The organism is Acinetobacter septicus, from assembly GCF_019355975.1.
Classification (GTDB): domain Bacteria; phylum Pseudomonadota; class Gammaproteobacteria; order Pseudomonadales; family Moraxellaceae; genus Acinetobacter; species Acinetobacter ursingii.
Genome location: NZ_CP079898.1, coordinates 1,652,471 through 1,678,938, shown reverse-complemented (window position 1 = coordinate 1,678,938; position 26,468 = coordinate 1,652,471). Strand labels below are relative to the sequence as shown.

Here is a 26,468-nt window from a genome sequence, read left to right as displayed (position 1 = left end):
TAGCATGAAAGATGAAGATCTCATTAAAAAAGTGATTTTTATTGCTGTATGTATTTCCATTTCTGCATGTTTACAGGTGTTTTCAGATTGGTTTATTTACTGGCGACCTGCTTTATTAACAGAATTCTGGCGTTTATGGACGGCGCATTGGGTGCATGTCGGTTGGATACATTTTCTACTGAATATGTTGGCGTTTGCCTGTTTGCCTTTTATTTTTCCTCATGCCAGAACACGACATATGACCTTATTATTGATGGTGTTATCGCCATTTATTAGTCTCATGTTTTACTGGTTTATGCCTCATATTGAAGCTTATGCAGGCTTATCTGGTGTGTTGCATGGTATGTATGTTGCTGTTGCGATCGTGTATTTAAAATATCCTAAAGAACGTAATTTCGCTCTTTTAGTTCTAGCGCTGATTGTCATTAAAATTATCTGGGAAAATACGTGGGGTAATAGCCGTACTGCACAACTCATTGGCAGTCCTGTATTGGTTGAGGCACATTGGTTAGGTGCTCTCGGTGGAATACTGGCAGGAAGTGCCTATTTACTCAAACAAAAACTGAAATACGAGAAAGTTGACAAAATAAACCGCTAAAAGTTGCGATCAAGCCATTCTTTAATGGAAAGGTATGTTGCAAATTTAAACAATGGAAAAGGACTGCAATGGGGGATGGAACAACCCGTTGCCAAGGAGAGATCACTTAAAACTATCGCTGGTTTGGGTGATGCTGCAAAAAAAATTGGAAAAGACATGCAAGAAAATCAAGAAAATAGATCTGGCTTGGGTCTCCTGAGTTATATCTGGAACGAATGGATTTCAACATACGTCATCCTCATTATGTTATTGCTAACACTGATTATTGGAACAGGTGAAATGATCCATGGTCAGATGTTGCGTATGGGTGAGCGTTTATATGGTGATCCTGCAAGTGGGATGCAATATTCTTTTTTACGCGCTGAACCACAAAAACCAGACTGTGAGCGCCATCCAAATATCGATGCGCAAGTTCAGCAACAGATGCAAGCCAATAAACATGATGAATTTGCTGACTTTTTTGGTGCAGCATCTGAATCAGACGTCCGTGCTTCATTATTGGCGGCACAACAACTGTGTGAAGAAAAGTATCAGTTTTACGATAAAGCGATGAAGCATATTGAATCGCATCCATCGCTTCGTGCTTATCGCACCATGGAAACCACTTTCTTTGGTATTTTTAAATTTGGTACAGAGAATCGTACGATTTTCCTACTGATTATGGTGTTTTTTGCTGCCATTACAGCCAGCTTGAAAATCCATCATATTGGTCTGCGTAGTCCAAAAACGCGCGTTGATTTCCGTGTTTATTCAGTGGCAATGGTGCTGGGGAATGCACTATTAACCGCATCTACAGTGAGCCAATATCGTTCCCTGATTAATTCAGGTGTGACATTGACCACTGAAACATTGGTCATTGCATGGTTATGGATAGGCTTATTTGGGATCTTGACCTTAATTAGTGTGTACCAACTCTTCAGAATTCCAAAAACGGCATTGCCGGGTGGAAATTTTGGCTTAGCCTTACTCAGTATCCCTTTGTATGCTTTTATGTCCATTTTGACAGGTATTGCATTTACCTTCTTTATGGATTACCCAATGGGGCAAGGGATTTATTTGAGTATTCTGGTCGAATTCTCAGGGATCTTCTTGAATTTGGCGTTATTTATCTGGGCGGGTATGTTGTTAACTCAGACGCGTGTGATGGATTTGTTCCTGAATATTTTACGTCCGTGGAATCTTGCACCTGAAACTCTGACTTGGCTCATTCTCTTAGCAGCGGCAATTCCGACAGCTTATACAGGCGCTTCAGGGATTTTCGTGATCGCGGCAGGTGCGATTATCTATAAAGAGGTCTGGAACTCGGGCGCACGTCGTCAATATGCATTGGCTGTCTCTGCCATGTCGGGTTCATTGGGTGTAGTGATCCGCCCATGTCTACTGGTGGTTCTGATTGCAATGCTGGATAGCCGTCATGTCACGTCTGATGAGTTGTTTGATCATGGCTTCTATGTATTCTGGTTGACGGCATTTATTTTCTTAGGCGTGTCGTTACTGCTTGCTGAAACTAAATTCCGTGTGAATTCACCTAAAGTTGCGATTCCAGGCATGTTACGTGCTTTCATGCCTGTAATTCCTTATATCGTGATCACAGTGATAGTTTTGGCGTTCTATAAGTATGGTCTAGACACCAGTATGAACGAATTCACTGCGCCTGTGATTTTACCACTGGTATTGATTGCGATTATCCTGTTTGACAAGTTGCGTAAAGAGCCAGAATACATCCCTCAAGTAGAGGCGCATGAATCTTTAGTTAAGCAACATGAGCAGGATTCTCCTTACTTACGTGAGCATGGCGCGCAAAGTGACCAATATCGTCGTGGTTTTTTCAGCTCTATGCACTTTGCCACAGCGGAGACCGTCGGGCATATCGGTGCATTGATTATCTTGATGGCGCTTTCTGCGAGTGTTGGTGGTCTGATTGAACGTACCGAAATCGTGGAATATTTACCGACACATTTAGGTAGCATTTATATTTCATTGTTCTTTATTGCGATGCTATTGGCTTTGATTGGAATGTGTACCGATCCATTTGGTGCGGTGATTCTGGTGGCAGCAACTATTGCTCCAGTCGCCTACGAAAATGGTATTCATCCGATTCACTTCTGGATGATTGTACTGGTTGCCTTCGAGTTGGGTTATGTCACACCACCAGTTGCACTGAATCATTTGTTGACGAGGTTATCAGTCGGTGATGAAGAGGTCGCAGCAGCAGATCGTGAAGCTAAGGAAAAATATACCAGTTTCTATTATCGCTATGAGCGTTGGTTATTGCCGATCATGGTGCTATTTCCAGCGTTAATGATTGTGACCTTTGCACCTTATATCTTCAAGATGTTCGGTTGGTATCATTAATCTGCAAAGATAAAATAAAGCACCTTTGGGTGCTTTATTTTTTACGATCAAAATCAATCGCATCATCAAACTAGACTTTATTCAATGATTTATTACCAGAGATATTCTGGATCGCGAATCAACAGGCTTCGTTCTTTAAGGCGTAAATAAGTAAACAGGCTAAAGCCGAATAATTTGATTTAAGCATTTTCTATATAAGTTATAGCGCGTATTTTTTGGCACTTTAATACAGATTTTTTATTGATACCAAAAGTTGGGCCTGTGATGCACAAACCCAAGTTTTTAAGTATAGACTTTATTTTTGCTCGGCCAATTGTGCTTCAAGTAACTTGATTTGTTCCTCTTTCAGTTTAATCAATGTATCGGCATCCTGATGTTGGGCTTGGAGCGTTGATTTCTGATCTTTAAGTTGTGCTTGAATATCATCAAGTTTGGCGATTTCCTCTTTTGCAAGGGAAGGATGCTCTGGCACGGGCGTTTTTAGGATAGAGTCATCCACTAAAGTACTTGGTGCAGGCTCGCTTGCAGCAGATACATCGGCAGTTTTTGTCGATGGTTGTGTTGAATTGGGTAACTTTGTTTGCGTTTCGGTGGTTGGTGTTTGAGTTTTTTCTGATTCATTTCGATTCTCAGCAAAAAACCATTGTGCAGCTAAAAATAACAACACAACGATGCTGATGCCCCCAATAATAATCCATAACAAACGAGAGTTATGGCGTTGTTCTAACGTCATTGCTTAAACCTTTTATTTTGAACGACGTGGTTTGAACTGTATCACTCCGACTTCATCTGCAACTGCGGGAATATCGGGTTCTTCAACATGAGTAGGACGATTTTCACTATAGTCGCACTCGATACATTCAATCCATTCGTCGTCGTTTGTGGTGAGCATGACAATCCGATCTGTGGCACCGCATTTTGGACATTTAGCACCTGCAATAAACCGACGTTTCATTTTGTCACTTCCCAACCACTTACGAACATTTTAATGTTTAGTTTAAGCCGTTTTAGGGTCGCTCGTCCAACCCTGATGACGTAATAATGCATCAATTTTGGGTTCACGACCTCGGAAGTTAACAAATGCTTCTAAAGCCGTATCTTTGCCACCCACCGCAAGAATCGCTTCGCGGAACTCGTGTCCTGTTTTTGTGTTGAAAATACCTTCTGTTTCAAATCGGTCAAAGGCATCACTGGCAAGCACTTCAGCCCATTTATAAGAGTAATATCCTGCCGCATAACCGCCTGCAAAAATATGACTAAAACTGTGTTGAAAACGGTTGTATGATGCAGTTGGCAATACCGAAAATTGACTGCGAACTCCATCTAAAACGGACTGGATTTGTGTGCTGTTCAAAGCAGGATTTTTGGAATGAGTGGTCAAATCGAACAAAGCAAATTCAATCTGTCTAAGGGTCTGCATTCCAGACTGAAAAAAGCGAGCATTTAACAATGCACTGAGTAATTCTTCAGGCAAGGCTTGCTTGGTTTCAATATGTTCACTGAGGACATCCAGACTTTCTTTGTCCCATGTCCAAAACTCCATAAACTGGCTTGGAAGCTCTACAGCATCCCATGCTACGCCGTGTGTGCCTGCGACCGAAATATTATCGACCTCAGTCAGCATGTGATGTAAGCCATGTCCAAACTCATGAAACAGTGTATTGACCTCATCATGGGTGAGTAATGCAGGTTGATTACCCACAGGTGGAGTAAAGTTACAGACCATATAACAAATCGGTTTTTGTAAACCCTGTGTCGTTTGCATACGCGAACGGAAACCACTCATCCACGCGCCACCCCGTTTACCGTTACGTGCATAGAGGTCAAAATAGAATCCTGCAATGACTTTGCCTTGGTCTTCAAGTTCATAATAATGGACGTCAGGATGCCAAACGGGTGCTTGACGCTCAACAATCTGAACACCATATAAGCGATTTACGATCTGAAATAACCCTTGAATAATTTTGGGTGCTGGGAAATACGGTTTCAGGGTTTCTTGAGACAAATTAAATTGTTGTTGTTTAAGTTTTTCTGAATAATAACCACTGTCCCAAGGTTGTAATTGTTCAATGCCATCTTGTTGAGCAATGGTTTTTAGTTCGGCTACTTCTTGTTGAGCAGGCGCGCGTGCATGTTCAGCCAGATCAACCAAAAAGTCATGTACCGTTTGTACATCAGGCGCCATTTTGCTTGCCAGAGAATATTCGGCAAAATCATGAAAACCAAGCAATACCGCCATTTCCTGACGTAGTTTTAGGATTTCTTCCATCACCTCAGTATTATCAAACTCTTTATGATCGGATTGATCTGAAGCGCGGGTGGTATAAGCTTTATATAACGCTTCGCGTAAATCACGGTCTTCGGCATAAGTCATAATGGCTAAGTAAGTGGGCATATCAAGTGTTGCCACAGGTTGATCCAGTTCACGCTGCTGACCATATTGTTTTAACAACTCAATACTGCTTTGTGATAAGCCTTTAAGTTGAGCTTCATTTAAAGGTTTAAAATAGGCCTGAGTTGCATCGAGCACATGATTGGAAAAATCAGAAGAAAGCTGCGATAAACGTGCTGAGATTTCTGCGTAACGTTTTTTGGCTTCACCTTCAAGTGCAACACCTGAAAGTTTAAAATCACGTAAGGCTAAACGGATAGCACTTTGTTGGGCAGCACTTAAACTAGAAAATTCAGCGCTATCATGGATCTGCTGATAGGTTTGATAGAGCGTCGTATGTTGCCCAAGCTGCGTATAATATTCACTTAGAGCAGGCAATAATGATTGAAACACTTCGCGGGTTTGCGCATTGCTCATCACGGCATTTAGATGTGACAAAACGCCCCATGATTCGCTCATATTATTTTCAAGTTCATCCATTTGTTCCAACACATGTACTTGCGCAGCAAAATCAGTTGGAACATTTTGTAAAGTGTCTAAAAACTGCTGACCCTGATGAATATTTTTTTCGATCTCTTGTTTTAGGCTGTCTAGCTGGATGTGATTAAATTGAGGAACGGGAAGCGTTGCTTGCTGTAATGTCATTGTATTCGCCATAATTTTTTAAACTTATGACTAGATGTAAGGGTTTAACGCAAGGAAATCAAGCTGGGCTAAAGATTTATTAAGCGGATTTCTCACAGTGATGATTTGGCTTTATTGATTTGGGCCAACAATCATTCTGAGTAACGTCCATAAAACCAATGTTATTTGAGGATGCGATATTTGATATGGGTGACCAAATCTGTTCCTCTTTGTTCTAATATTTCTAAATTGATCTCTGGCATTTCTTCAAACAAACGTTGACCTTGACCGACAATGACGGGAACGATATGTAACCACAACTCATCAATCAGCCCTGCTTTAAGATATTGATTAACGGTATGCGCACCGCCTGCAATTGCAACATCTTTATCGCCCGCCAATTTTTTTGCTTGTTCAAGTGCGCTCAATATTCCATCAGTGACAAAATAAAAAGTCGTTCCACCTTGTAAACTCAAGCTGTCACGTGCTGTATGCGTCAGAACAAAAACAGGCGCATGATAGGGTGGTTCTTCACCCCACCAGCCTTGCCACGTACTATATTGTGCCCCAGTTGGACCAAACATATTACGACCCATAATAAACGCGCCCGCAGACGTGAGACTGGCGATTTCATTTTTGTTTTGATCTGCTTGACCAAATAACCATTTACATAAACTTTGGTGAATATTGGGTAATTCACCAAAAGGTTTATCTTCGGTCATATGCAGGCCAGCAACGAAACCATCCACAGATATACATATACCGCTTATGACTTTTCCCATACTGACCTTCCTTGATTCTATTAACTGGTCGTTCTATCTAACTGTCCGATTTACTTTTGGCATTGGACTTTTTACGTTTGGGCTTGGTTTTTTTCTTGGGTTTTTCAGCCTTCACTGCTACGGGAGCAACAGCTTTTTTAGTTGACTTCTTACCATACGAACTTGGTTTACTTTTCGATTTCTCTTTTTTACGAGCAGACGGTTCTTTTGAGTCAACTGACTCACCTTGCGCATTAAACACTTGTTCAGTAGTTTGAGCTTTGCTAGTTCGTGGCGCACGACTCCGAATGATTCGACCTGCATGGGTAATTTGCTGAATCAGCTCAAAATCAATTTTACGTTCTTCCAGATTTACCGCAGCGACTTTGATTTTGACTTCATCACCTAGACCAAAAATTTGACCACGATTTTGCCCGATTAAACTTTGGCTCGCTTGATCGTAAAGGAAGAAATCGTCACCCAAATGACTGACATGAATCATACCGTCTACATATAAATCTTTTAAGGTGACAAATAAACCGAACTCAGTTACCGCACTAATAATGCCAATAAACTCTTCACCCAAATGCTGTTGCATATAGTGACATTTCAGCCATGACGTTACGCTACGAGACGCTTCATCTGCACGGCGTTCAGTTTTGGAAAACTGTTCACCTGCGTCATCCAGTGCTGCACCAGAAAGAGGATACGGTTTTTGCTGTAAATGCGCCTTAATCGAGCGATGCAACAACAAATCAGGATAACGGCGAATTGGCGAAGTAAAATGCGTATAGGCTTCATACGCCAAACCATAGTGACCTGCATTTTTAGCGCCGTAATAGGCTTGCATCATCGAGCGTAATAACACTGCATGGATACTTGGTGCATCAATCCGATCTTTGGTCGCTTCAATCACACGTTGATAATCTGCCTGTGTTGGCTGATCAGGGAACGGCAAACCTAGTAACTTAACAAAATCTTTGACTTTCTGAATGCGTGAAAATTCAGGTGCCTCATGCACACGATACAGCATCGGAATATCATGTTCTAAGGCATATTCGGCTGCTGCGACATTGGCAAGCAACATACATTCTTCAATCAATTTATGCGCTTCATTTCGAGTACGCGGTAAAATTTCCTTAATTCCACCCAACTCGTCAAAAGTCATATAGGTTTCAACAGTTTCAAACTCCATCGCATGACGTTTGGCGCGTAGCTCTTTCAGCGTTTGATAAAGTTGAAACAAGGTATTTAGTGATTTTTGAATCGATTTATCGGCAGGAATTGCATCCGTTTTACCTTCAAAATATTGACCGACCTGTGTATAGGTCAGACGTGCTTGAGAATGCATCACCGATGGATAAAATTCATAACTCATCACGCGACCCGCGCGGGAGAGTTTTAAATCACACACCATACACAGACGATCGACATGCGGATTTAAGGAACATAGTCCATTGGATAAAGCTTCAGGCAACATCGGGAGCACAAAATGTGGGAAATACACCGAAGTTCCACGTTCTTGCGCTTCATCATCAAGCGGTTTGCCCAAACGGACATAATGACTGACATCCGCAATTGCCACGACCACGCGGTAACCTCCACCTGCGCGTTTTTCAGCATAGACCGCATCATCAAAATCGCGGGCATCTTCGCCGTCAATGGTCACTAATGGCAAATCACGTAAGTCGATACGACCTTCAATATCTTTTTTCGATGGTTCTTTAAAACTTTCTGCTTCCTCAACGACTTCTTTTGGAAATTCATAAGGTAGACCATATTCTAAAATAGTCTGAGGAATAATAATCTCAGTGTCGGCTTTATCTGCCATCGATTGAATCACATGACCCGTGGCAAATTCTTCGCGGGTTGGATAATCGTCAATTTCAATCCGCAAATAATCGCCCACTTTGGCATGGGCATGTTCAATCAATTGTTTTTCTAAAGGAATCGGCTGATGCGCATTGGGTGCAGCAGGTTGAATATGAAATTCACCTTCATGTTCTGCTACTTTACCAATGAGCTGTTTGACACGATGTTGTGTGACTTCAGTAATAAAACCCCAGCCTTTGCCTTTACGGTCAACAGAGGTCTGACGAACTTTAACCCGATCGCCATTAAATACTAAACGTAACTCGCGCTCAGGCAGTAACAGATCATTTTGTCCATCAATATGTGCAGAACCTAACCCTTTATTATTAATATAAACTGTTGCATCAAAAGTCGGTTGATCGCCAAGGAGCTGAAACTTAAAACCATCTTTGGCAATTTGACCGTCGCGAACCATCGCGCTCAAACGATGACTTAAAGCATCGATACTTTTTTGATCTTTGATTTCAAAATGATCGACCAATTCGGCATGCGAAAGGGGCGTGTCGACTTGTTCGAGTGTATTTAAGATAAGCGTACGACTCGGGATCGGATTATCGTAACGTTCAGATTCCGCTTTCGCTTCAGGGTCAACCCAGTTTTTCATAATGTCTTTTGGCTTCATATTTGAAGATAAGTTTAGCATAGCTTATGCAGGAACATTCTGCATGATCATCATGACAAGTCTATGTGATTTAGTTTTGCATAGGTATAGCGCAAAGATAGTCATTATATTAACAAGCTGTAAACACTCATTAATTCATTAGTGCGCAATTTTGTTTAAAAAATAGTTGATTGGATAAAAAACTAAGAAAAATTAGATGTGATGACTTGCAGTTCACAGGCTAAGTTTGTATTATGGCGGCTCGTTACGGTGAGATGGGTGAGTGGCTTAAACCACATCCCTGCTAAGGATGCGTACGGGTAACTGTACCGAGGGTTCGAATCCCTCTCTCACCGCCAACGAATACTTACGATGCGCTCATAGCTCAGCTGGATAGAGCACTTGGCTACGAACTAAGGGGTCGGGAGTTCGAATCTCTCTGAGCGCACCAATTTAACAAGTATTCGAAATTAACGAAGCCTTTATTATAGGCACACAAGTAATGCGCTCATAGCTCAGCTGGATAGAGCACTTGGCTACGAACTAAGGGGTCGGGAGTTCGAATCTCTCTGAGCGCACCAACTTAAACAATCAACCGCTTAATTGCGGTTTTTTTGTTTTATAATATCGATAAAATTGATCTGTTATTTATTTCATGTCATTGATTAAACTTATCTTAATCGTCTTGTCCATTTCCGTTCTGAGTTTGATTGCGTATAAAATTTGGCAGCCTTCGCCAGCCCAATATGAAGATTATCGCGCATTATTCTGCTTGGTGATTCAAAAAGATGATTTAACAGAAAAAGATCAGATTTTCATGGAAATGGAAAAAGTGCAAAAACACTCTTATCCAGATTACGCATTGCATAAGCCCACTTTTAAAACACGATTTGCGCGTCTGGTCTTTTCTGAGTTTCAGGATTTAAAATTAGCTGAGCAACAACAAGCTCGAAAATCTTTAAAGGATTGTGAGAATTTACTTGCTTGGAAATGATTTGATGTTGTCGCAACAAGATGAAATAGTTAAAACAAGATATCAAGCTATGAATGCATGAAATACGGGATGGTTATCAATTTGCAAATGTGAAAGATCCATAAGGACTCTCTGTTTCTATTTCTAGCCGTTTATATCAATCATCGTAAAACCGCATCATAACGCGTTAAAAAGATAAAAACTTACACGCTTAACTTCAATGCATTAAATATAGAATTGTTCAAACGTAGATATATTTATACGGGAAATGTATACACCATTTATCTTAATTACGCATTTTATACATATGACGCGTGTATAAATCGTTGTATTATCAATAATAATACATAATTATAGGTGGGTTGTTACAAACTATAGTAGTTGTTTTAAGCTTTTTTTAAAACCGAACTAGATCATAACTGAGACTTAAAATGATTGAAGCAAAACTGCCTGAAAATGAATTGGGACGGATGCATGCCTTAAATGAGTATCAGATTTTGGATACCATGGCTGAACAATGTCTAGATGATCTTGTTTTGTTGGCGTCAAAAATTTGTGAGGCACCAGTTTCTATTATTAGTTTGATCGATGAAAGCCGCAGTTGGTTTAAATCCTCTTATGGCGTACCGCGTGGAGAAGTTGAGCGAAAATACAGTATTTGTAGCCATGCGATTTTGCAGCAGGACATCTTTATTATAGAAGATACTTTGCTTGATGAAAGATTCCATGATAATCCAACAGTAAAAAGTGATCTCGGGATTCGTTTTTATGCAGGCGCGCCATTAAAAACCTATGATGGTTTTAATCTGGGTACCTTGTGTGTTCTTGATTCTAAACCACGTCAATTAACTTCTGATCAGTGTCAGGCACTTGCTGTATTAGCAGCTCAAGTCGTCCAACAGTTTGAGCTGCGTAAATCCAATTTTGAAATACAGCAAAAAAATAAAGAATTAGAATACTTAAATGCAAGTAAAGATAAGTTTTTTTCCATTATTGCTCATGACTTACGCGCACCATTTCATGGCATCTTAGGCTTCTCTGATGTATTAGAGACAGAAATCGAAACACTGGATGAACAGGGCATTCGTGATATTGCAGGTTATTTGCGCAGTACAGCCCAAGCGACGTTTAAGCTTCTGGAAAATTTATTGCAGTGGGCGATGTCGGAAGGTGGCGCAATTGTTTATAACCCGCAATCTGTCAATATGGCAGAACTGATGTCAGATGTTTGTGAAATTCTTCAGGCAGTTGCACAGAAAAAAAGTATTCAGATCGAATGTAATATCGAAAAGGATTTATATTGCTTTGTCGATTTAAACATGATGCTTTCGGTATTTCAGAATCTTATTTCCAATGCCCTCAAATTTACACCGAATGGTGGTCAAATTTATATATCAGCCTTAACCCAAAATGGACAAGTCGAAATTACCGTCCGTGATACAGGTGTTGGTATGTCAGATGAATCATTTCAAAACTTTAACCAGAGAAAGCAGATTCGCAGTGAAAAAGGTACGGATGGCGAAAAAGGATCTGGTTTAGGACTCTTGCTGTGTTTACAGTTCATTGAAAAAAATCGTGGAAATGTACAAGTGACAACGCAAAAGGACGAAGGGACCATATTTACAATTTGTTTGCCTATCGATCAAACTCATCTTCCAAGCATAAATCATGAACTCAGAATGATAGGATAATCTTTCATCAGTATAAATTTTAAAATAATGCCTAATAACTAAACGTTTGGTGACAGTTTTGTGAAAAAAGACTTATCAATGCAAAAAAAATGCGTATAATGCGCTCCATCAAGTACGCGCTCATAGCTCAGCTGGATAGAGCACTTGGCTACGAACTAAGGGGTCGGGAGTTCGAATCTCTCTGAGCGCACCAACTTGAACTCAATATGAGTTAAATTAAACCACTTTTTAAGTGGTTTTTTTGTGCCTATCATAAATGGCATTTCTTACAAAATTATTTCATTTTCTCTTTAATTTTTAGACTAAAGACCGCATTGCCACTGGCTGCGGGCAACATATCGTGATAAGGCAAGCTACGCATTGCGCGTAATAAAAACGGCGCTTTTTCATCAATTTTGGCGGCACTGGTCATTTTAAATAGTGTGCCATTATTCTGTGGCAGTAATTGCATCCCTCCTTTAACAAAGCGTAAATCACCACCAATGGCATTATATTGTGATTGATTGGAGTCGATATGGTTAAAACGCATTTTAAAATCAAATGGAATATTAATAACCCCTAATCCTACCGAAACCCGAAAATGAGCGTCCTGTAATTGGGGGGCAGGAGAGCTCAATTCCACTTTTTTAATTTGTCTTGGAAATAAACTTTGAAAAGACACAGGATTGAGCCAGTTTTGCAGTTGCTGCGGTGTTTTTGCGTAATACTGATATGTTGTGGTGAAACGCATTGTTTCACGTCCTTGAGGATAAGGTATCGAGGACGCAGGTTGAATAAAAGACACTGGATATCCCGTACTTCGGCTTATTTCACTTATTTTTCTAATTTGATTGCTCGTCAGTTGTAACGGCGGTAATTGATTCGCATCAAGTGCCGTGGTTTGAGTTTTTGTCCATTTACGTTGTAAAGACTCAAGTATAAAAGCATTACTGCCAATCGGGATACCGAGTTTTGCATCAGGTACAGCAGACAAAATCTTGCGAAGTAGAAAACCATTGATCTGATTCAGATCGCCCCATTGCGTCAAGGTAATCAGCGTTTTTTGTGGGCCTAAACTAAACCATTCAAATTTTCCTAGGCCATAGGGTACAGGTGCATCGGTAATCAAACTGGCAATACTGTTATTTCCTATTTGATGTTGCATGGAAATATCTTCGTTAAAATTGAGCACTGGAATGGGGGTAGGAATTTGAATTTTATATTTTACCCGCGTGGTATTACCGTTTTTTTCTTCAATTTTCGCAGATTTTAACGTAGGGAATAAGCCAACATAATGATTGTAATCGGTTAATACTTTGGCAACCTCCTGTGTGCTGACAGGCACAATAATGGCTGAACTGACAAACTGAACGGTCGGTTGAGGGTTTTTCTTTTGGGTAGGTACATTGGTTTTGGTATAAGGTTGTGCATAAATTAAAATATTGTTTTGAGCCAAATCCGCCAGTTGTTGGGGGTTTTGTTGAAATAATGCCAGACTGCTCGGAATGTTTTCATTCCACGTGACAAATTGGGCAGAAATGATGCTGCTATAACTCAAAAGACTAAAAAAAATGCCGCATCCATAGGCAAAGCGTTGCATAACATCCTCGAAACTTATCGTTGTTTTGATTGAGTCTTAAGTGTTTAAAACGTTTTGGCTTCAAAAAAAAGCCATTTTATGTAAATACTGATCAATGTCAGGGGGATTAAATTCTTAATCAAATGTGATCAAGCGCTAAATAAAATAGTCGAACTGGTGTAGTATTTTGAGGGTAATTCATCGCTTATGTTGAACATTTTATGTCAGAACTGAAACCCGCCATTTCATTGCGTTATCAACTCAATTTAGAAGAATCTCAAGACGGCTTTGCACTTGCGACGTTTGGAAAAAAACAATTAACTCGCTTTATTACGCCCGTGATTAGTATTGCGATTATCATTTGGGGTTTTTATCTCGGATTTTCTGGTGTTGGACGTTATTACGTGGCACTCGGTGCTTTTTTTCTGGTGATGCAAATTTTGATGCGTTACTGGTTTTTACCGATGATGTTTAAACGTCAGTTTGTCAAATATCAGTTTGGTAAAAGTGAACAGGGCATCGACTTGTATCAAGATCGTATGGAACTTTATGCGAATGGTCATAAGCAACAATTCGCGTATAGTGAAGTGGTCAATTTTGCCAAAGGTAAATTGACCTATATGATTGAACTGAAAAATCGTACCGTGGTGATTGTGCCAAAACGTGCCTTTAGCGACAGTACACAACAAACTCAGTTTGAAAACACCTTTAAAAAATAATCAACACGTAACGCCATGTAAAGGGAAGTCTTATGAACGCACGACCATCAAAAATTATTTGTGTGGGTAGAAGTTATGCTGAGCATGCCAAAGAACTCGGCAATGCCATTCCCGATCGTCCAGTGTTATTTATTAAGCCACCAAGTAGCTTGATTGGTTTACAGGATGGAATTGAATGGAATCCAGCGAATGGAAGTTGTCATTTTGAATGTGAATTGACCTTGCGAATCGATCAGCCGCTCAAGAATGAAACTGATCCAGCAAAAGCCTTAACCGCGATTGGTGCGGTCACGATTGGTCTGGATTTGACGTTGCGGGATTTACAAACTGAGCTAAAAAATAAAGGTCAGCCGTGGGAGCGAGCTAAAGCTTTTGATGGTGCATGCGTATTGGCCGATTGGGTCGATGTCAGTGAAATTGAAGACTGGAAACATGTGACCTATCGTTTTTATATTAATGATGCAGTTCGCCAACAGGGTGATACAGCCTATTTACTATTGAGTATTGGTGAATATTTGTGCGATATGAGTCAGGCATTTACGATAGAAGCTGGGGATGTCGTCATGACTGGAACACCCGCAGGCGTAGGGCCGCTGGAACGTGGTGATCAGCTCAAAATGGTGCTCAATGGTAAAACTCAACAATTTGTTTGGGAAACCTTTGTTAAAGCCTAATTTTGCTGTGATGAAGAAAGCCTGCAATATTCAGCAGGCTTTTTATTACTTAAAGATAATTTGAAATCTCAATCAGATTTTGATCTGGGTCACGAATATAGACCGATAAAATAGCACCCATTGCACCTGTACGCTGGATCGGGCCTTGTTCGATATTAATATGCAGTTGTTTTAACTGTTGAATGATGTGTTCTATCGGCGTTTCGCTGATAAAGCAAAGATCGGCAGAACCTTGGGTTGGGAAAGCGGCTTTCGGTTCAAATTCATGCCCTGCTTGGTGTAGATTGATTTTTTGAGAACCAAAGTTAAGCGCTTTGCGATTTTCCCCAAACTCAATCACTTCAAAATTTAATACGTGTTGATAAAAGTTACAGGTCGCTTCAATATCTGCAACAGTCAGCACTAAATGATCAAGATGAGAAATTCGTATAATCTGATCTCCATTTTTTTTAAATCATTGATTTGATGATGCTTGCAAAGGTTTTAGCGCAGTTATCACGATAAAAATGGCCACAGCAACGAGTGCCAGTGTCAGATATACAACAGCATGCCAACCGCCGTATTGCCAGAACCATCCCCCTACAGAACCAATGATGCTTGAACCCAAATAATAAAATAACAAATACAGTGCAGTTGCATGCCCTTTGGCCTGTTTTGCTTCCAGTCCAACGTTGCTGCTGGCAATAGCATGTGCAATAAAATACCCTGTGGTAATGGCTGCAATTCCAATAATAATCGCAAATAAACCAGCGTTTAGGGTGAGCAGAATTCCCGCCAACATAAAACCAAAACCCATCAACATTGCCATTTTTCTGCCAAATTTGTCTACCAGAGAACCTGCAAGCGATGAGGAAATCATCCCTAAACTATAAGATAAAAAGATGAGACTGATCTGGGTTTGACTGAGTTGATAAGGTGTAGCAGCCAAGCGAAAAGTGACATAGTTAAATAAGGTGACAAAAATACTGGTAATGAGAAAACCGATCGCATAAATACGAACCAGTCGAGGATTTTTTAAATGATTTTTCCAAGCAGATAAATGAAACTGAAGTTGTATCCCTTTTTGTGCAATAAAATTTTGAGATTTAGGTAGTAACCATAAGAATCCTAAAGCGCAGATCAGGCAGATTACACCTAATACACCCAGTGCAACACGCCATGAGAAATATTGTGTCAGTAAACCCATTCCAACACGACCCATCATGCCGCCAAACGCAGTTCCTGCAATATATAGCCCCATGGTTTTACCCAAATGAGCTGGATGAATTTCTTCAGCAATCCATGCCATTGCAACGGCTGGAACGCCTCCGATCACAAAACCTTGTACCGCACGGGCAATGAGTAAAATATGCCAATTGAGTGCAAAGCCACACAAAATATTCAGCAGTGCGGCTAAGCCCATCGAAACGAACATCAGTCCTTTGCGACCTAAGGCTTGAGAAAAAGCACTGGACAATAAAATGGAAACTGCCAGTAATCCAGTGGTCAGTGACAAGGCAAGCGCACTGGTACCTGGGCTGATATGAAATGTATGGGTAAATTCAGGTAACAATGGTTGTACGCAGTAAATCATGGAGAAACTTGCAAAACCGAGTAAAAACAGTGCAAGCCCTGCTTTTAGATAAGCAGCTGTGCCACGGCTAATCCAATGTTCAGTATTGGCCTTATGAATAATTTGAGGTGAATCAATACCGCGTTCAGACTCGCTTACTGTTGAAGGAATCGTCATGAAATAAACCAGAGTTTTTTAAAAAGAAGAGAGTGTGTTGGCAGTGCTTGCCTAGCTGCCAACAGGGTGAGAATAGCAATTTGAGTATTATTTGTCTAATATATATAAATATCAATCACTATATGTTTTATATATGGAACTGCGTCATATTCGTTATTTTTTGGTGGTTGCAGAAGAAAAAAGTTTTACTCGAGCAGCCCAGCGTTTGGGAATTAGTCAGCCACCCTTAAGCATGCAAATCAAAAATCTGGAAGACGAGATTGGAACAGAGTTGTTTTATCGTTCGTCACATGGAGCGGAATTGACCGCAGCAGGGCAGGTTTTTCTAAATACGGTACAGCCGATTCAACAGCGAGTGGACGATGCTGTGAGTTTGGCTCAGCAAATGGCGAACGGTGAACTAGGGCAATTACGTCTGGGTTTCACTGGAACCGCAATGCTTAATCCAGTCTTACCTCATAGTATTCGTTTGTTTCAGCAGCAATACCCTAAAGTCCAACTTCGTTTAGAAGAAGGAAATTCTTTGGTTTTAATTGATCGATTGCTGAATGATCAGCTTGATATTGCTTTAATTCGTCCACCCCACCATGTGCCTATAGATATTCATATTCAGACTTTAATGTACGAGCCACTAGTTGTAGTGATGCCTTTAGAACGCATGATTGATCAGCAACAGGAAATACAGCTTAAATTGTTAAAAGATGAAAATTTTATTATGGCTGCACATTCGGTGAGTGCAGGTTTGCATGATGCTGTACTGGATGCATGCCGTAGTCATGGACTTGAACCCAAAATTGGACAAAGTGCCCCACAAATTGTATCGATTGTTTCACTCGTGGCCGCAAACTTGGGTGTGTCATTAGTGCCAGCCTCCGCCATGCAATTAGGCATTAAAGGCGTACAGTATTTACAAGTGGCTGAACCTAAACCCGTAGTTGGTTTCTCTCTTGCTTATCGACGAAATACGCATGCCCAAGCTGCGATCAATTTTTCTAGCCTTATTCAGTCTTTACTGAAAAACGATTGAATGCATTTACCATGCAGAAAATGTTTTTCTAAATTGATCAGGGGTAAGGCCCATCCAACGTTTAAATATATTAATAAAAGCTGTCGCACTGGCATAACCTAAATCTAGCGCGATACTTTCTACCGTATGACCTTGTTCAAGTAAGGGTAATGCCTGCATGACGCGTAAGCGTTGTCTCCATTCATGTAATGACATGCCAAGTTCACTTTGACTATAGCGTGCCAATGTTCGTTCACTGGTATTAACCAGTTGAGCCAATTCTGCCAACGAATGATGATCAGACGGATTTTGTTTTAAATGGTCAAGTAAAGGCTGTAACAATGGATGTGACGTAGTTGGTAGATAACTTCCTACAATTTGAGCATGTTGAAGTTGATCTAATAACACATACAATAATCGTAAATGTTCATCTGGGTCTGTCTGTGCCACTACATTATTTTTAAGGTGTTCCATAATCGCAGGAACCAGTGCAGAACTAAGGAGAATTCCTGCATGTTTTGGCATGTGCTGACATAAAGATTCATGAATATACACCGTACAATGTGTCACTTTTGTCCGATTCAGTCCGCTATGTTTTAAATGCGGTGGTAGCCACAAACCATAAGGCGGCGGGGTTAAATAATGAATTGAATCGACATTTACCTCCAAAACACCATGATATGCGTAAATAAATTCTCCCCATGCGTGTTCATGTTGCGGATAAATGGTTTCGGCAGGCGCATCTCTCACCTGACACCAGAGCGGTGCGGGAATATCATTACAGGCAGGGATTTCCAAAAATTTTTTGATGAGATGCGCTGTTTTTTTCATAGCGGTATTTGAGTTGAGTTGCCTGTATTGGGTGATAAGTTGTCTGATTTGAACTATATCATTTAAATAGGTCAGCGCTATAGTCCATTTTCATTGATTGAATAAAGGAATAGACGGTGGATGATCGGAAGGCGTTAGATGCACGTGCATCTGGTCTCATGGTCGTGCTCTGCATGATCTGGGGCTTACAGCAAGTCATTTTAAAAATGGCTGCTCCCGATATTTCACCCATCATGCAAATCGCATTACGTTCAGGGCTAGCCGCAGTTTTAGTCTTACCACTTTTGTATAGAGAAAAAAATATCCAACTTTTGGCACCCGCTTATTTGCGTTCAGGGCTATTGGTGGCTTTTTTCTTTGCGCTTGAGTTCTTTTTACTCGCTGAAGCCATTCGGCATACCTATGCTTCGCATACCGTAGTATTACTTTATACAGCCCCCATTTTTGTTGCATTGGGTTTGCACTGGAAACTTCCCGCTGAACGTTTAAGCATTTTACAATGGTCAGGAATTGGCATTGCTTTTTTGGGAGTCCTTTTGACTTTCATTCGACCACAGACCGTGCAGGGAATTGATACACAATCAATTTTGTGGGGCGACGGTTTAGCACTTATGGCCGCAATCGCATGGGCTGCAACGACCATTTCGATACGTTTGACACCACTTTCCCAAGCACCTGCTACCCAAACCATGTTTTATCAAATGTTGGGTGGTTTCATTGTATTGATGATTGTGGCATGGATTACAGGGCAAACTCAGATTCACTTTACTCCATTGGCAGTGGGGAGTCTGATTTTTCATACATTTGTCGTTTCTTTTGCGAGTTTTCTGGCGTGGTTTTGGCTATTAAGAACGTATTTGGCTTCACGTTTAGGGGTGTTTTCATTTCTTACCCCGATTTTTGGGATGGGATTTGGTGTTTACCTGCTCAATGAAAAACTGGAACTGAATTTCTTGATTGGAACGGCTTTGGTGTTGCTGGGTGTGATTGTGGTCAGTCTGCCAGGTTGGATACAATCAAGAAGGTTAAAAGTTTAAAGGTTATTTATAGGGATTGTGAGATGAAGCCCAAAGTCTTATATCATGGCTCAACCCAATATAAATCTTATCTAGCGCCGTCGCAGGGGATTGGAGATGGTCACAATGATCATCACATGGCTGTATATGCGATTGCTGATGTGGAAATTGCCCGTTTTTTTGCATTTCAATATATTGCACAAGCTCCCGAGGCTCGTTTTAAAATTGACTATAAAAATGGTCAAGCTTGCGTATTTCTGTACAAAACTCACATTAATTGGGAGCACATCGGCTATCTCTATTCTTTATCCAGTCAGCACTTTATTAAACTTGAAGATGAACAATGGATTTCAAATTCTCCTGTGCAGGCATTGAACATTGAGAGAGTAAATCCGAGAGACTATATTCAGCGTATTATTTTGGAAGATGCTGACCCTTAATTTAAATGGTCAGCATCATTGTCATTTTATTTCTCTTCAAAAATAGTTGAAAGAGGAATAGCCAGTTTGGCAGCCAGATAATCATCCGATTCAATCAATGCAGGACCAAGTTTCTGCATCCATTCATCATCAGGGTGAATATTTCCAACATCCTGACGACGCGGTAATGAAAAAGGTAAAGCGGTATAAAATGACCAGAAATCGACTTGTGATAAATTTCTAACTAAAACATATTCATCTTTATCGGTACGTTTGATCAAGTTCTGCTTTTCTAGCATTTCCACATAGCCTGGCCAGCGTCCAATTTCACCACGTCCCATAATATCCAGTGCTTCAAGGTCCGTCACACTCTCGCCTAATTTTTGTTTTTTATAAAAAAGTTCCAGTACATCCAATAGCATGAGCACAGGGTGTCGAGTCTGAATTTTTTGTGAATGAAAGGCGGTCAGTGCATAACTGACTTCAACGCCAAGAAGCACAATATTCCATGAAAGAAAAATCCACAATAAGAAGATGGGGATCGCAGCAAAAGCACCATACACCAGTTCATAACTGGTAAAATTAGACATCGCAAAACTAAAAATGTTTTTGAGTAATTCAAAGAGTGTGGCACTAAAACAAGCCGCAATGATGGCTGAATAAATGGGAATCGTTCGATTTGGAATCGTCCAATATAAAAAGAAAAATCCAATAATCGTCAATCCAAAAGAAATCAGCCATAGTACAAAAGCACCATTGAGCTCATAACCTGCAAAATTATTGCTGAGGATATTCATGGATGCGACAGCAGAAGAAATGACGAAGGCACTTCCTAATAAAATAGGCCCAAGTGAAATAATGGTCCAATAACGCATAAAACCGACGATGCCACCACGGGTTTCACGCACCCGCCAAATACGGTTAAATGCGGTTTCAATGGTACTAAGCATCATCACGGTCGTAACAAACAGAAATAACACCCCGATGACAGTCAAATTACTGGATTTCTCGGTAAATGAATTTAAAATTCGATCAAAGGCAATGGTACTTTTGGGCAAAAAATTACTATAAATCAGTTGCTGTAACTGTTGTCTAGCAGGTTCTAAGGCTTTGATCGATGAGATAATCACTAAAAAAACCGTCAACATTGGAACCACTGCAAATAACGTGGTGTAAGTCAGCGCCCCTGCATGTTCACGACAACGATCTGCTTCAAAACGACGCAGTACAAACAGGATAAACTGAAACCATGTTTTATCGTAAAAAGGTAACTTTTTTAAAAAATTCAGCATAAAAATAAAGTCTCATTTTTTTGATCTTTTTAGGTTTTCCACGTAAAGCTTAACCAAAAAAGGTCATAAATATCGTATAGTTTTGTTTTTAATACCTCATTTTAAAATTATGCAGTCTTATATTCTTGTCCTTTATTACAGTAAGTATGGTTCAACCAAACAGATGGCACATTTGATTGCAAATGGCATAGAAGCCGCAGGTATGTCAGTAAAAATTCGAACCGTGCCGCAACTGGCTATGGTCGTTACAGAGGCACAGCCAAGTGTGCCAGCAGAAGGCGATCTCTATTGTACTTTAGATGATTTGGCACATTGTTCAGGTCTGGCACTGGGTTCACCCACTCGTTTTGGCAATATGGCCAGTGAAATGAAGTATTTTTGGGATCAAACCACGAGCCTTTGGCTAAATGGAGCGTTACATGGCAAGCCTGCGTGTGTATTTACTGCATCGGGTTCTATGCATGGTGGTCAGGAAAGTACTTTGTTGACCATGCTTCCGCCTTTATTTCATCACGGTATGATGATTTTGGGCTTGCCCAATTCGATTGCGGCGCTATCTAATACGAAAACAGGTGGTACACCTTATGGCGCAAGTCATGTCAGTGGCCCAAGACATGATCAGGAACTAAGTCAGGATGAAAAAATATTGTGTGAAGCAATGGGCAAGCGTTTGGCTGAAGTTGCGCTGAAATTATCTTAAAATCCAGATCATAGCGGTACGCTGTGTTAAACCATATTCCAATCGCGATGTATGATTTTTTTAACGAGCCATTTTAAATGGACAAACTTTAAATCGACAAATGGCTAGATTTCTTTCAAAACGGTTGGACTGTTCTTTTTTTTCTGCATAACAGAGAAATAAAAAGTGCTTCCGAAAGAAATCTACTGCTTAAAACGATAACCACATTTTAGGCATTTATAATCTTGAAAAATATTTTTATCGATCATTACGCCTGCTTTTTTCCCAAAACGATTGCCTAAAAACCCACCCGTAATTCCAACGCTAATCGCACCGACAAAGGTTCCGACTGTTCCCCCTACAATCACCCCTAAAGGTCCTGCGACAGTGCCAATAGCCGCACCTATCGATGCACCAGAGGCCGCACCACCTACTGTTCCAGCGGCTGCGCCTGCTGAGGTTAAAAGTACACCACCAGCTTTTTGTAAAACTTGTTCATGATTGCGTTGTTCAAGATCGGTCGAACCACATTTAGGGCAGACTACTTTTGTTTCCGTTTCTTTTGGCGCTTTACCCATGTAATTCAATTTCCTATTTTTCTTCAAATCATTCTAGCCGAATCATAGCTCAATAGTTTAGCGCAGTTGTAAATGAAATGATGAAAATAGCAGAAAAATGCGAGTAAGCGTTAAATGATACTGTTTAAAATCTGACAGAAATAAAAAAAAGCGCCGAAGCGCTCTTTTAGATCATTCAAGGAATTTTGCTCGAATTATTCTTTGACAAAGGTCACTTTACCATCGGTTAATGATTGAACTCGTGCTAGAGATTCAACGCGATAACCTTTTTCGATTAGTAGATCACGACCAGACTGGAATGATTTTTCAATTACAATTCCCACGCCTACAATTTCAGCTTGCGCTTGATGAATCAAATCAATCAAACCTAAAGCAGCTTGACCATTTGCCAAAAAGTCATCAATCACTAAAGCTTTATCGCTTGAGTTGATGTGTTTATTGGAAATGGCAATGGTACTTTCAGTTTGTTTGGTAAATGAAAATACTTTGGCACGATATAGATCATCTTTCAGAGTCAATGATTGATATTTGCGTGCAAAAATCACAGGAACACCCAGTTCAAGACCTGTCATAATCGCAGGCGCAATACCAGATGCTTCAATGGTAATAATCTTGGTGATGCCTGCATCTTTGAAGCGAGCAGCAAACTCTTTACCAATTTTCTGCATCAGTACAGGGTCAATTTGGTGATTTAAGAAAGCGTCGACTTTCAAAACTTGATCAGATAGAACGATACCTTCTGTTAAGATTTTCTGTTCTAGTGCATGCACGGGAGAATCCTCTAGGGCGGATGCCTTTTCAGCAAAAGCGTATTTTAAAAAGCATCCAAAAAAATGCAAGCCAAAATCGACAATTCTTAGTTAGTTTTACCAGAATAACCTGTTAAGAGTAGTCCATAAGAAGTTTTCTCATCGACATGACTGACTTTCACAGGTAAGTAATCCAATTTAGGGGCTAACCAAAATGTGGTATTACGACCTGGTTTATTGTCATATTGAATAATGACTTTAATGGTATTGAATGTACCATAAGGGGTTTTGATATTTTCAGTCCCTTGTTTTACAAAACGGCGCGTATCAATACCTTTGGCATCCGCAATAGGGTAGGTGGCTTTTATACCATTTCCCTTTAAATCTTCGCGAATTTGTAATTCAGCATTGAGTTCATCAAGCACACCCGTTTTCCAAGCAAACGACCGTTTTTTATCATCTTTTTGAGTGTTAATGGTTTTGCTGGATGGGTTGAAATTGATATTCATGGTGTTGTTATGCACCAAAATCTTACTGCTACGGCTAAATTGCTGTGAACTAATTTGCCCATTGTTAAAGCTAAATTTACTAATTTCACTGGCAGAAGCAATCACACCTGCTTTGGCAGAAAAATCATAAGTCCAGTTATTGCCTTGTTGGCTCAAGGTTCGTGTTCCTGAACCCATATTTTTCCCATTATAGGAAAATTGATAACTTGCCTTAAAAGGACTCATGGCGAGTGCATGACTGGAAAAGCCTGTAAATAACAGTGCTGTGGTCAGACTAGCTGCCAAAGTCATGGTTTTCGTTACATGAAGTGCCATAAGAAAGTTCCTGATGTCATAAATGAAATAGTGAAAGAGTCTTCAATCATTCCAGATAGTATTACATTTCGTGATGAAGAAAAACGCAGTATTTCCGTATGCATTGTTTCATTATGTTGATATTTAATGTCTTTATGCGTGTTTTGTTTCTGAGCTTATTCATTTTTTTGTCGTATCGGAGTGACTGTGGTTTCTGCAAGTTCTAACTCTTCTTCGGCAGCATCCTCTTGATCTCTTGGTTTACTCAGTCCTTTATTAAAAAGTGCCATAAAGTTGACATTGCCCAGTACCACCAGCTCTGCTTCTCTCAGTTGTGCATGATTAACATGAACTTTGGAAAGTGCATCGATCACACTACGGTTTTTGCCTAACCAGCGATTTAAATCTAAAAATAAAAGCTCATCTTTGACTTTGACTACCTCGAAACGCTCAAGAATCGGGCCGAGCGGATCTTTGCGCAATATTTTGTGATAGAAAAAAACATAACTGTTAAAGGCGATTTTCTGTAAGGTATTTTTAAATTTGGCTTCAACAACCTGTGTGTCGCTAATTTGTTCAAAGACCAGAAGTTGGGTGTCTTTATTGAGCTCCATTTGGATCAACTTTAAATCGACCGAAAGTGTGGTACTCAATCCTTTAAAATGTAAAGTGGCATACAAACGTAGCCAACCCTCGTAGACATCGGCATGTAAATCATCCAGAAAACTGAGATTATCGGTTACATAGCGTTTAAAGGTGGCATTTAAGAATACTTGTGAAACTGGAATTTCGCGTTCTTCTTCGATAAATTCTTCGGCTTTTTCATAAGCTCGACGCAAATGTTTAGAAATCGATGACAGTAATGTTGGCATAAAGGCTGTCCAAAAAATAGCTGTTTTGGTCGATTGCAAAATTACAATCTAATCTAAAACATGAAAAAAATGAGTTTATTTGTTGCAGTTTAGCAAAATTAATTGCTACATTTTTAAAACTTCAAACCTTATTGTTATTGGCTTTGAAGTGGGTCACGCTTTTATTTAAAAATGAATAATGGTTTTATTTTATCCTGTTTTCACAGGTGGGGATGCAACATTTTGTTAGTTGAACACAATGTTTAAAAAAAATGTAGGTTATTTTCCAGTTATTCGACACTGGTGGCAGGATTCTATTTTATTGGCTGCAATTGCGATTGCAATCGTGCTGCATATTTTCGTTTTGCTGATTCATTTCGCCATGCCTGCGCCATCGGATACTGCGACCAAAGAAATTGCAGTATCGATTCGTCCAAGTACTGATCAGGTTGAGCATGCCGACTTTTTAGCACAGGCAAATCAAAAAGGATCTGGAAAATTTCATGATTCTCACCGTATGTCGAGTGATATGCCCAAAGCCATGCCTGATCAAAGCTCAGGTGAGTCACCAACACAAACCCTTGACCATATTCAGCAACAACGTGAGCTAAAATTTGAAGAAAAAGTGCTGATGACGGTATTAAGCTGGCAAAAACAAGCGGAAGAAAACCAGCGAAAAAAAGCACAGGATGATTTACAAAGCCAGTTTCAAGCTAAAGCAGCCATGGTCGCGAGCATTGAGGCGCAATATTTACAGCGTCAGCAGAATTTTAGCCGACAGCAACGGATTAAAACCGTAGATGGTATTCAAGCCAAGCAAGATGCATCAGCAGCCTATTTAAATAAATTTCGTGAAAAAGTGGAACTTTATGGCAACCGTTATTATCCAGATGAAGCCAAACAACAAAATTTAGCAGGTGAAGTTCGACTCATGGTGGTGCTGAATGCACAAGGCGGCATTCGTGCGATTCGTTTAATCGAGAGTTCTGGACATCCAATACTGGATGAGGCTGCCAAAGCATCGGTACGCCGTGGCGCACCGTTTGGTCGTTTTGATGCAGGAATGAAAGATATTTCCGAATTACGGATTATCCGAACATGGAAATTTAACCCAGCACAGGCTGAGTTTGAAGTGCATTAGACGTATTCATTGAAATACTGAAAGCTACCGCTCCAAATATGGATTTTCCAATCCCAACTTGGCTAAAATTTCGATTTCTAGCGCTTCCATTTCTTCTGCGTCTTCATCACTCAGTTCATGGTCATAACCCAGTAAATGCAGAGTGCCATGTACCAGCATATGCATAAAATGATCGTGTGCTGTTTTATCTTGCTCAATGGCTTCTTGTAGCACAACAGGAATACAAATGACCAAGTCACCCAAAGGGCGGGCATCCAGTAAAGGTAAAACTTCTTCAGGAATATCACTCGGAAAAGACAGTACATTGGTCGATTTATCTTTACCGCGATATTCCAGATTTAGACGATGACTCTCTTCATGATCGACACAGGCAATCCCAATTTCACAATCACTGTCAATATCCACATGACGTAATGTCACTTCAATGGTTTTTTTAAGTTGAACACGCTTCAAGACTAAATCAGAAGATTTAAATTCTTGTTGTAAACTAAGATTAAGCTTCAAACCTGATCCTTCATAAAAATAGGGGAATGCATGGCAATCCCCTGATTTTGTA

General features: G+C 40.2%; 26 protein-coding genes and 4 tRNA genes. 15 read left to right on the top strand and 15 right to left on the bottom strand.

Translation table 11 applies throughout. The features are described 5' to 3' along the window. Positions 1-4 precede the first annotated feature (4 nt). Positions 5-598 (top strand): rhombosortase, encoded by a 594-nt coding sequence (rrtA, locus tag I6L31_RS08020; protein ID WP_005002041.1) that lies wholly within the window; start codon positions 5-7, stop codon positions 596-598. 156 nt (positions 599-754) lie between these two features. Continuing rightward, positions 755-2,953 (top strand): TRAP transporter large permease subunit, encoded by a 2,199-nt coding sequence (locus tag I6L31_RS08015; RefSeq protein ID WP_035271860.1) that lies wholly within the window; start codon positions 755-757, stop codon positions 2,951-2,953. 295 nt (positions 2,954-3,248) lie between these two features. On the opposite strand, the gene I6L31_RS08010 is transcribed toward I6L31_RS08015, so the two are convergent. From I6L31_RS08010 to rnr, 5 genes are all read right to left on the bottom strand, one after another. Beyond that, positions 3,249-3,686 (bottom strand): hypothetical protein, encoded by a 438-nt coding sequence (locus tag I6L31_RS08010; RefSeq protein WP_005002046.1) that lies wholly within the window; start codon positions 3,684-3,686, stop codon positions 3,249-3,251. A 12-nt stretch (positions 3,687-3,698) separates the two neighbouring features. Continuing rightward, entirely contained in the window at positions 3,699-3,908 is a 210-nt protein-coding gene (locus I6L31_RS08005) for a YheV family putative zinc ribbon protein (protein WP_004985388.1), read from the bottom strand. Between the two features lie 42 nt (positions 3,909-3,950). Further along, on the bottom strand, positions 3,951-5,990 hold the full coding sequence (locus tag I6L31_RS08000) for a M3 family metallopeptidase (RefSeq protein WP_005002047.1): 2,040 nt from the start codon (positions 5,988-5,990) through the stop codon (positions 3,951-3,953). A 161-nt stretch (positions 5,991-6,151) separates the two neighbouring features. Next, a complete protein-coding gene (locus tag I6L31_RS07995; protein WP_005002048.1) occupies positions 6,152-6,751 on the bottom strand; it encodes a dihydrofolate reductase family protein in 600 nt (199 codons plus the stop codon). A 37-nt stretch (positions 6,752-6,788) separates the two neighbouring features. After that, a complete protein-coding gene (gene rnr, locus I6L31_RS07990) occupies positions 6,789-9,209 on the bottom strand; it encodes a ribonuclease R (RefSeq protein WP_212749723.1) in 2,421 nt (806 codons plus the stop codon). 263 nt (positions 9,210-9,472) lie between these two features. On the opposite strand from rnr, the gene I6L31_RS07985 reads away from it, so the two are divergent. The 6 genes from I6L31_RS07985 (at position 9,473) to I6L31_RS07960 (ending at position 12,060) form a co-directional block, all read left to right on the top strand. Then, a tRNA-Ser gene (locus tag I6L31_RS07985) sits at positions 9,473-9,562 on the top strand. Positions 9,563-9,577: 15 nt separating this feature from the next. Then, positions 9,578-9,654: transfer RNA gene (locus I6L31_RS07980), tRNA-Arg, on the top strand. A 53-nt stretch (positions 9,655-9,707) separates the two neighbouring features. Continuing rightward, positions 9,708-9,784 (top strand) — tRNA-Arg (locus tag I6L31_RS07975). A 74-nt stretch (positions 9,785-9,858) separates the two neighbouring features. Continuing rightward, a complete protein-coding gene (locus I6L31_RS07970) occupies positions 9,859-10,197 on the top strand; it encodes a hypothetical protein (RefSeq protein WP_005002051.1) in 339 nt (112 codons plus the stop codon). Positions 10,198-10,607: 410 nt separating this feature from the next. Next, positions 10,608-11,867: a GAF domain-containing sensor histidine kinase gene (locus I6L31_RS07965; RefSeq protein WP_005002053.1), complete on the top strand. Its 1,260-nt coding sequence runs from the start codon at positions 10,608-10,610 to the stop codon at positions 11,865-11,867. 116 nt (positions 11,868-11,983) lie between these two features. Next, a tRNA-Arg gene (locus I6L31_RS07960) sits at positions 11,984-12,060 on the top strand. Between the two features lie 81 nt (positions 12,061-12,141). On the opposite strand, the gene I6L31_RS07955 is transcribed toward I6L31_RS07960, so the two are convergent. Continuing rightward, positions 12,142-13,446, bottom strand: coding sequence for an SRPBCC family protein (locus I6L31_RS07955; RefSeq protein WP_005002055.1), 1,305 nt, complete (start codon positions 13,444-13,446; stop codon positions 12,142-12,144). A gap of 200 nt (positions 13,447-13,646) precedes the next feature. Between I6L31_RS07955 and I6L31_RS07950 the strand changes: the two genes are divergently transcribed. Both I6L31_RS07950 and I6L31_RS07945 read left to right on the top strand, forming a co-directional pair. Continuing rightward, positions 13,647-14,144: a YcxB family protein gene (locus I6L31_RS07950; RefSeq protein ID WP_005002056.1), complete on the top strand. Its 498-nt coding sequence runs from the start codon at positions 13,647-13,649 to the stop codon at positions 14,142-14,144. Positions 14,145-14,176: 32 nt separating this feature from the next. Further along, positions 14,177-14,818: a fumarylacetoacetate hydrolase family protein gene (locus I6L31_RS07945; protein ID WP_005002057.1), complete on the top strand. Its 642-nt coding sequence runs from the start codon at positions 14,177-14,179 to the stop codon at positions 14,816-14,818. A gap of 49 nt (positions 14,819-14,867) precedes the next feature. On the opposite strand, the gene I6L31_RS07940 is transcribed toward I6L31_RS07945, so the two are convergent. Further along, a complete protein-coding gene (locus I6L31_RS07940) occupies positions 14,868-15,248 on the bottom strand; it encodes a VOC family protein (RefSeq protein WP_035271815.1) in 381 nt (126 codons plus the stop codon). A gap of 24 nt (positions 15,249-15,272) precedes the next feature. Continuing rightward, positions 15,273-16,547: an MFS transporter gene (locus tag I6L31_RS07935; protein WP_005002061.1), complete on the bottom strand. Its 1,275-nt coding sequence runs from the start codon at positions 16,545-16,547 to the stop codon at positions 15,273-15,275. Between the two features lie 133 nt (positions 16,548-16,680). Here I6L31_RS07935 and I6L31_RS07930 point away from each other — a divergent pair, with 133 nt between their 5' ends. After that, positions 16,681-17,574, top strand: coding sequence for a LysR family transcriptional regulator (locus I6L31_RS07930; RefSeq protein WP_004985418.1), 894 nt, complete (start codon positions 16,681-16,683; stop codon positions 17,572-17,574). A 6-nt stretch (positions 17,575-17,580) separates the two neighbouring features. On the opposite strand, the gene I6L31_RS07925 is transcribed toward I6L31_RS07930, so the two are convergent. Further along, positions 17,581-18,384 (bottom strand): AraC family transcriptional regulator, encoded by an 804-nt coding sequence (locus I6L31_RS07925; protein WP_005002063.1) that lies wholly within the window; start codon positions 18,382-18,384, stop codon positions 17,581-17,583. Between the two features lie 116 nt (positions 18,385-18,500). Between I6L31_RS07925 and I6L31_RS07920 the strand changes: the two genes are divergently transcribed. Both I6L31_RS07920 and I6L31_RS07915 read left to right on the top strand, forming a co-directional pair. Next, positions 18,501-19,421, top strand: a complete 921-nt coding sequence (locus I6L31_RS07920; protein WP_005002064.1) for a DMT family transporter — start codon at positions 18,501-18,503, stop codon at positions 19,419-19,421. A 23-nt stretch (positions 19,422-19,444) separates the two neighbouring features. Further along, entirely contained in the window at positions 19,445-19,840 is a 396-nt protein-coding gene (locus I6L31_RS07915; protein ID WP_005002067.1) for a hypothetical protein, read from the top strand. Between the two features lie 26 nt (positions 19,841-19,866). On the opposite strand, the gene I6L31_RS07910 is transcribed toward I6L31_RS07915, so the two are convergent. Beyond that, positions 19,867-21,111, bottom strand: a complete 1,245-nt coding sequence (locus tag I6L31_RS07910; RefSeq protein ID WP_004985425.1) for a YhjD/YihY/BrkB family envelope integrity protein — start codon at positions 21,109-21,111, stop codon at positions 19,867-19,869. A 109-nt stretch (positions 21,112-21,220) separates the two neighbouring features. On the opposite strand from I6L31_RS07910, the gene wrbA reads away from it, so the two are divergent. Then, positions 21,221-21,811: an NAD(P)H:quinone oxidoreductase gene (gene wrbA, locus I6L31_RS07905; protein ID WP_005002069.1), complete on the top strand. Its 591-nt coding sequence runs from the start codon at positions 21,221-21,223 to the stop codon at positions 21,809-21,811. Positions 21,812-21,993: 182 nt separating this feature from the next. Here wrbA and I6L31_RS07900 read toward each other — a convergent pair whose 3' ends face one another. The 4 genes from I6L31_RS07900 to I6L31_RS07885 form a co-directional block, all read right to left on the bottom strand. Continuing rightward, the gene (locus tag I6L31_RS07900) at positions 21,994-22,368 is read right to left on the bottom strand and encodes a hypothetical protein (protein ID WP_004995062.1); all 375 of its coding nucleotides are present in this window, start codon (positions 22,366-22,368) and stop codon (positions 21,994-21,996) included. Positions 22,369-22,562: 194 nt separating this feature from the next. Further along, complete coding sequence (locus tag I6L31_RS07895) at positions 22,563-23,138, bottom strand: xanthine phosphoribosyltransferase (protein WP_004985432.1); 576 nt, start codon at positions 23,136-23,138, stop codon at positions 22,563-22,565. An 86-nt stretch (positions 23,139-23,224) separates the two neighbouring features. Continuing rightward, the gene (locus I6L31_RS07890) at positions 23,225-23,941 is read right to left on the bottom strand and encodes a DUF3108 domain-containing protein (protein ID WP_005002073.1); all 717 of its coding nucleotides are present in this window, start codon (positions 23,939-23,941) and stop codon (positions 23,225-23,227) included. 155 nt (positions 23,942-24,096) lie between these two features. After that, positions 24,097-24,792, bottom strand: a complete 696-nt coding sequence (locus I6L31_RS07885) for a hypothetical protein (RefSeq protein WP_005002076.1) — start codon at positions 24,790-24,792, stop codon at positions 24,097-24,099. A 238-nt stretch (positions 24,793-25,030) separates the two neighbouring features. On the opposite strand from I6L31_RS07885, the gene I6L31_RS07880 reads away from it, so the two are divergent. Next, positions 25,031-25,912, top strand: coding sequence for an energy transducer TonB (locus tag I6L31_RS07880; protein ID WP_004985439.1), 882 nt, complete (start codon positions 25,031-25,033; stop codon positions 25,910-25,912). Between the two features lie 24 nt (positions 25,913-25,936). Here the strand turns inward: I6L31_RS07880 and ybeY are convergent, their stop codons facing one another. Further along, complete coding sequence (gene ybeY / locus I6L31_RS07875; protein WP_004985442.1) at positions 25,937-26,416, bottom strand: rRNA maturation RNase YbeY; 480 nt, start codon at positions 26,414-26,416, stop codon at positions 25,937-25,939. Positions 26,417-26,468 lie beyond the last annotated feature (52 nt).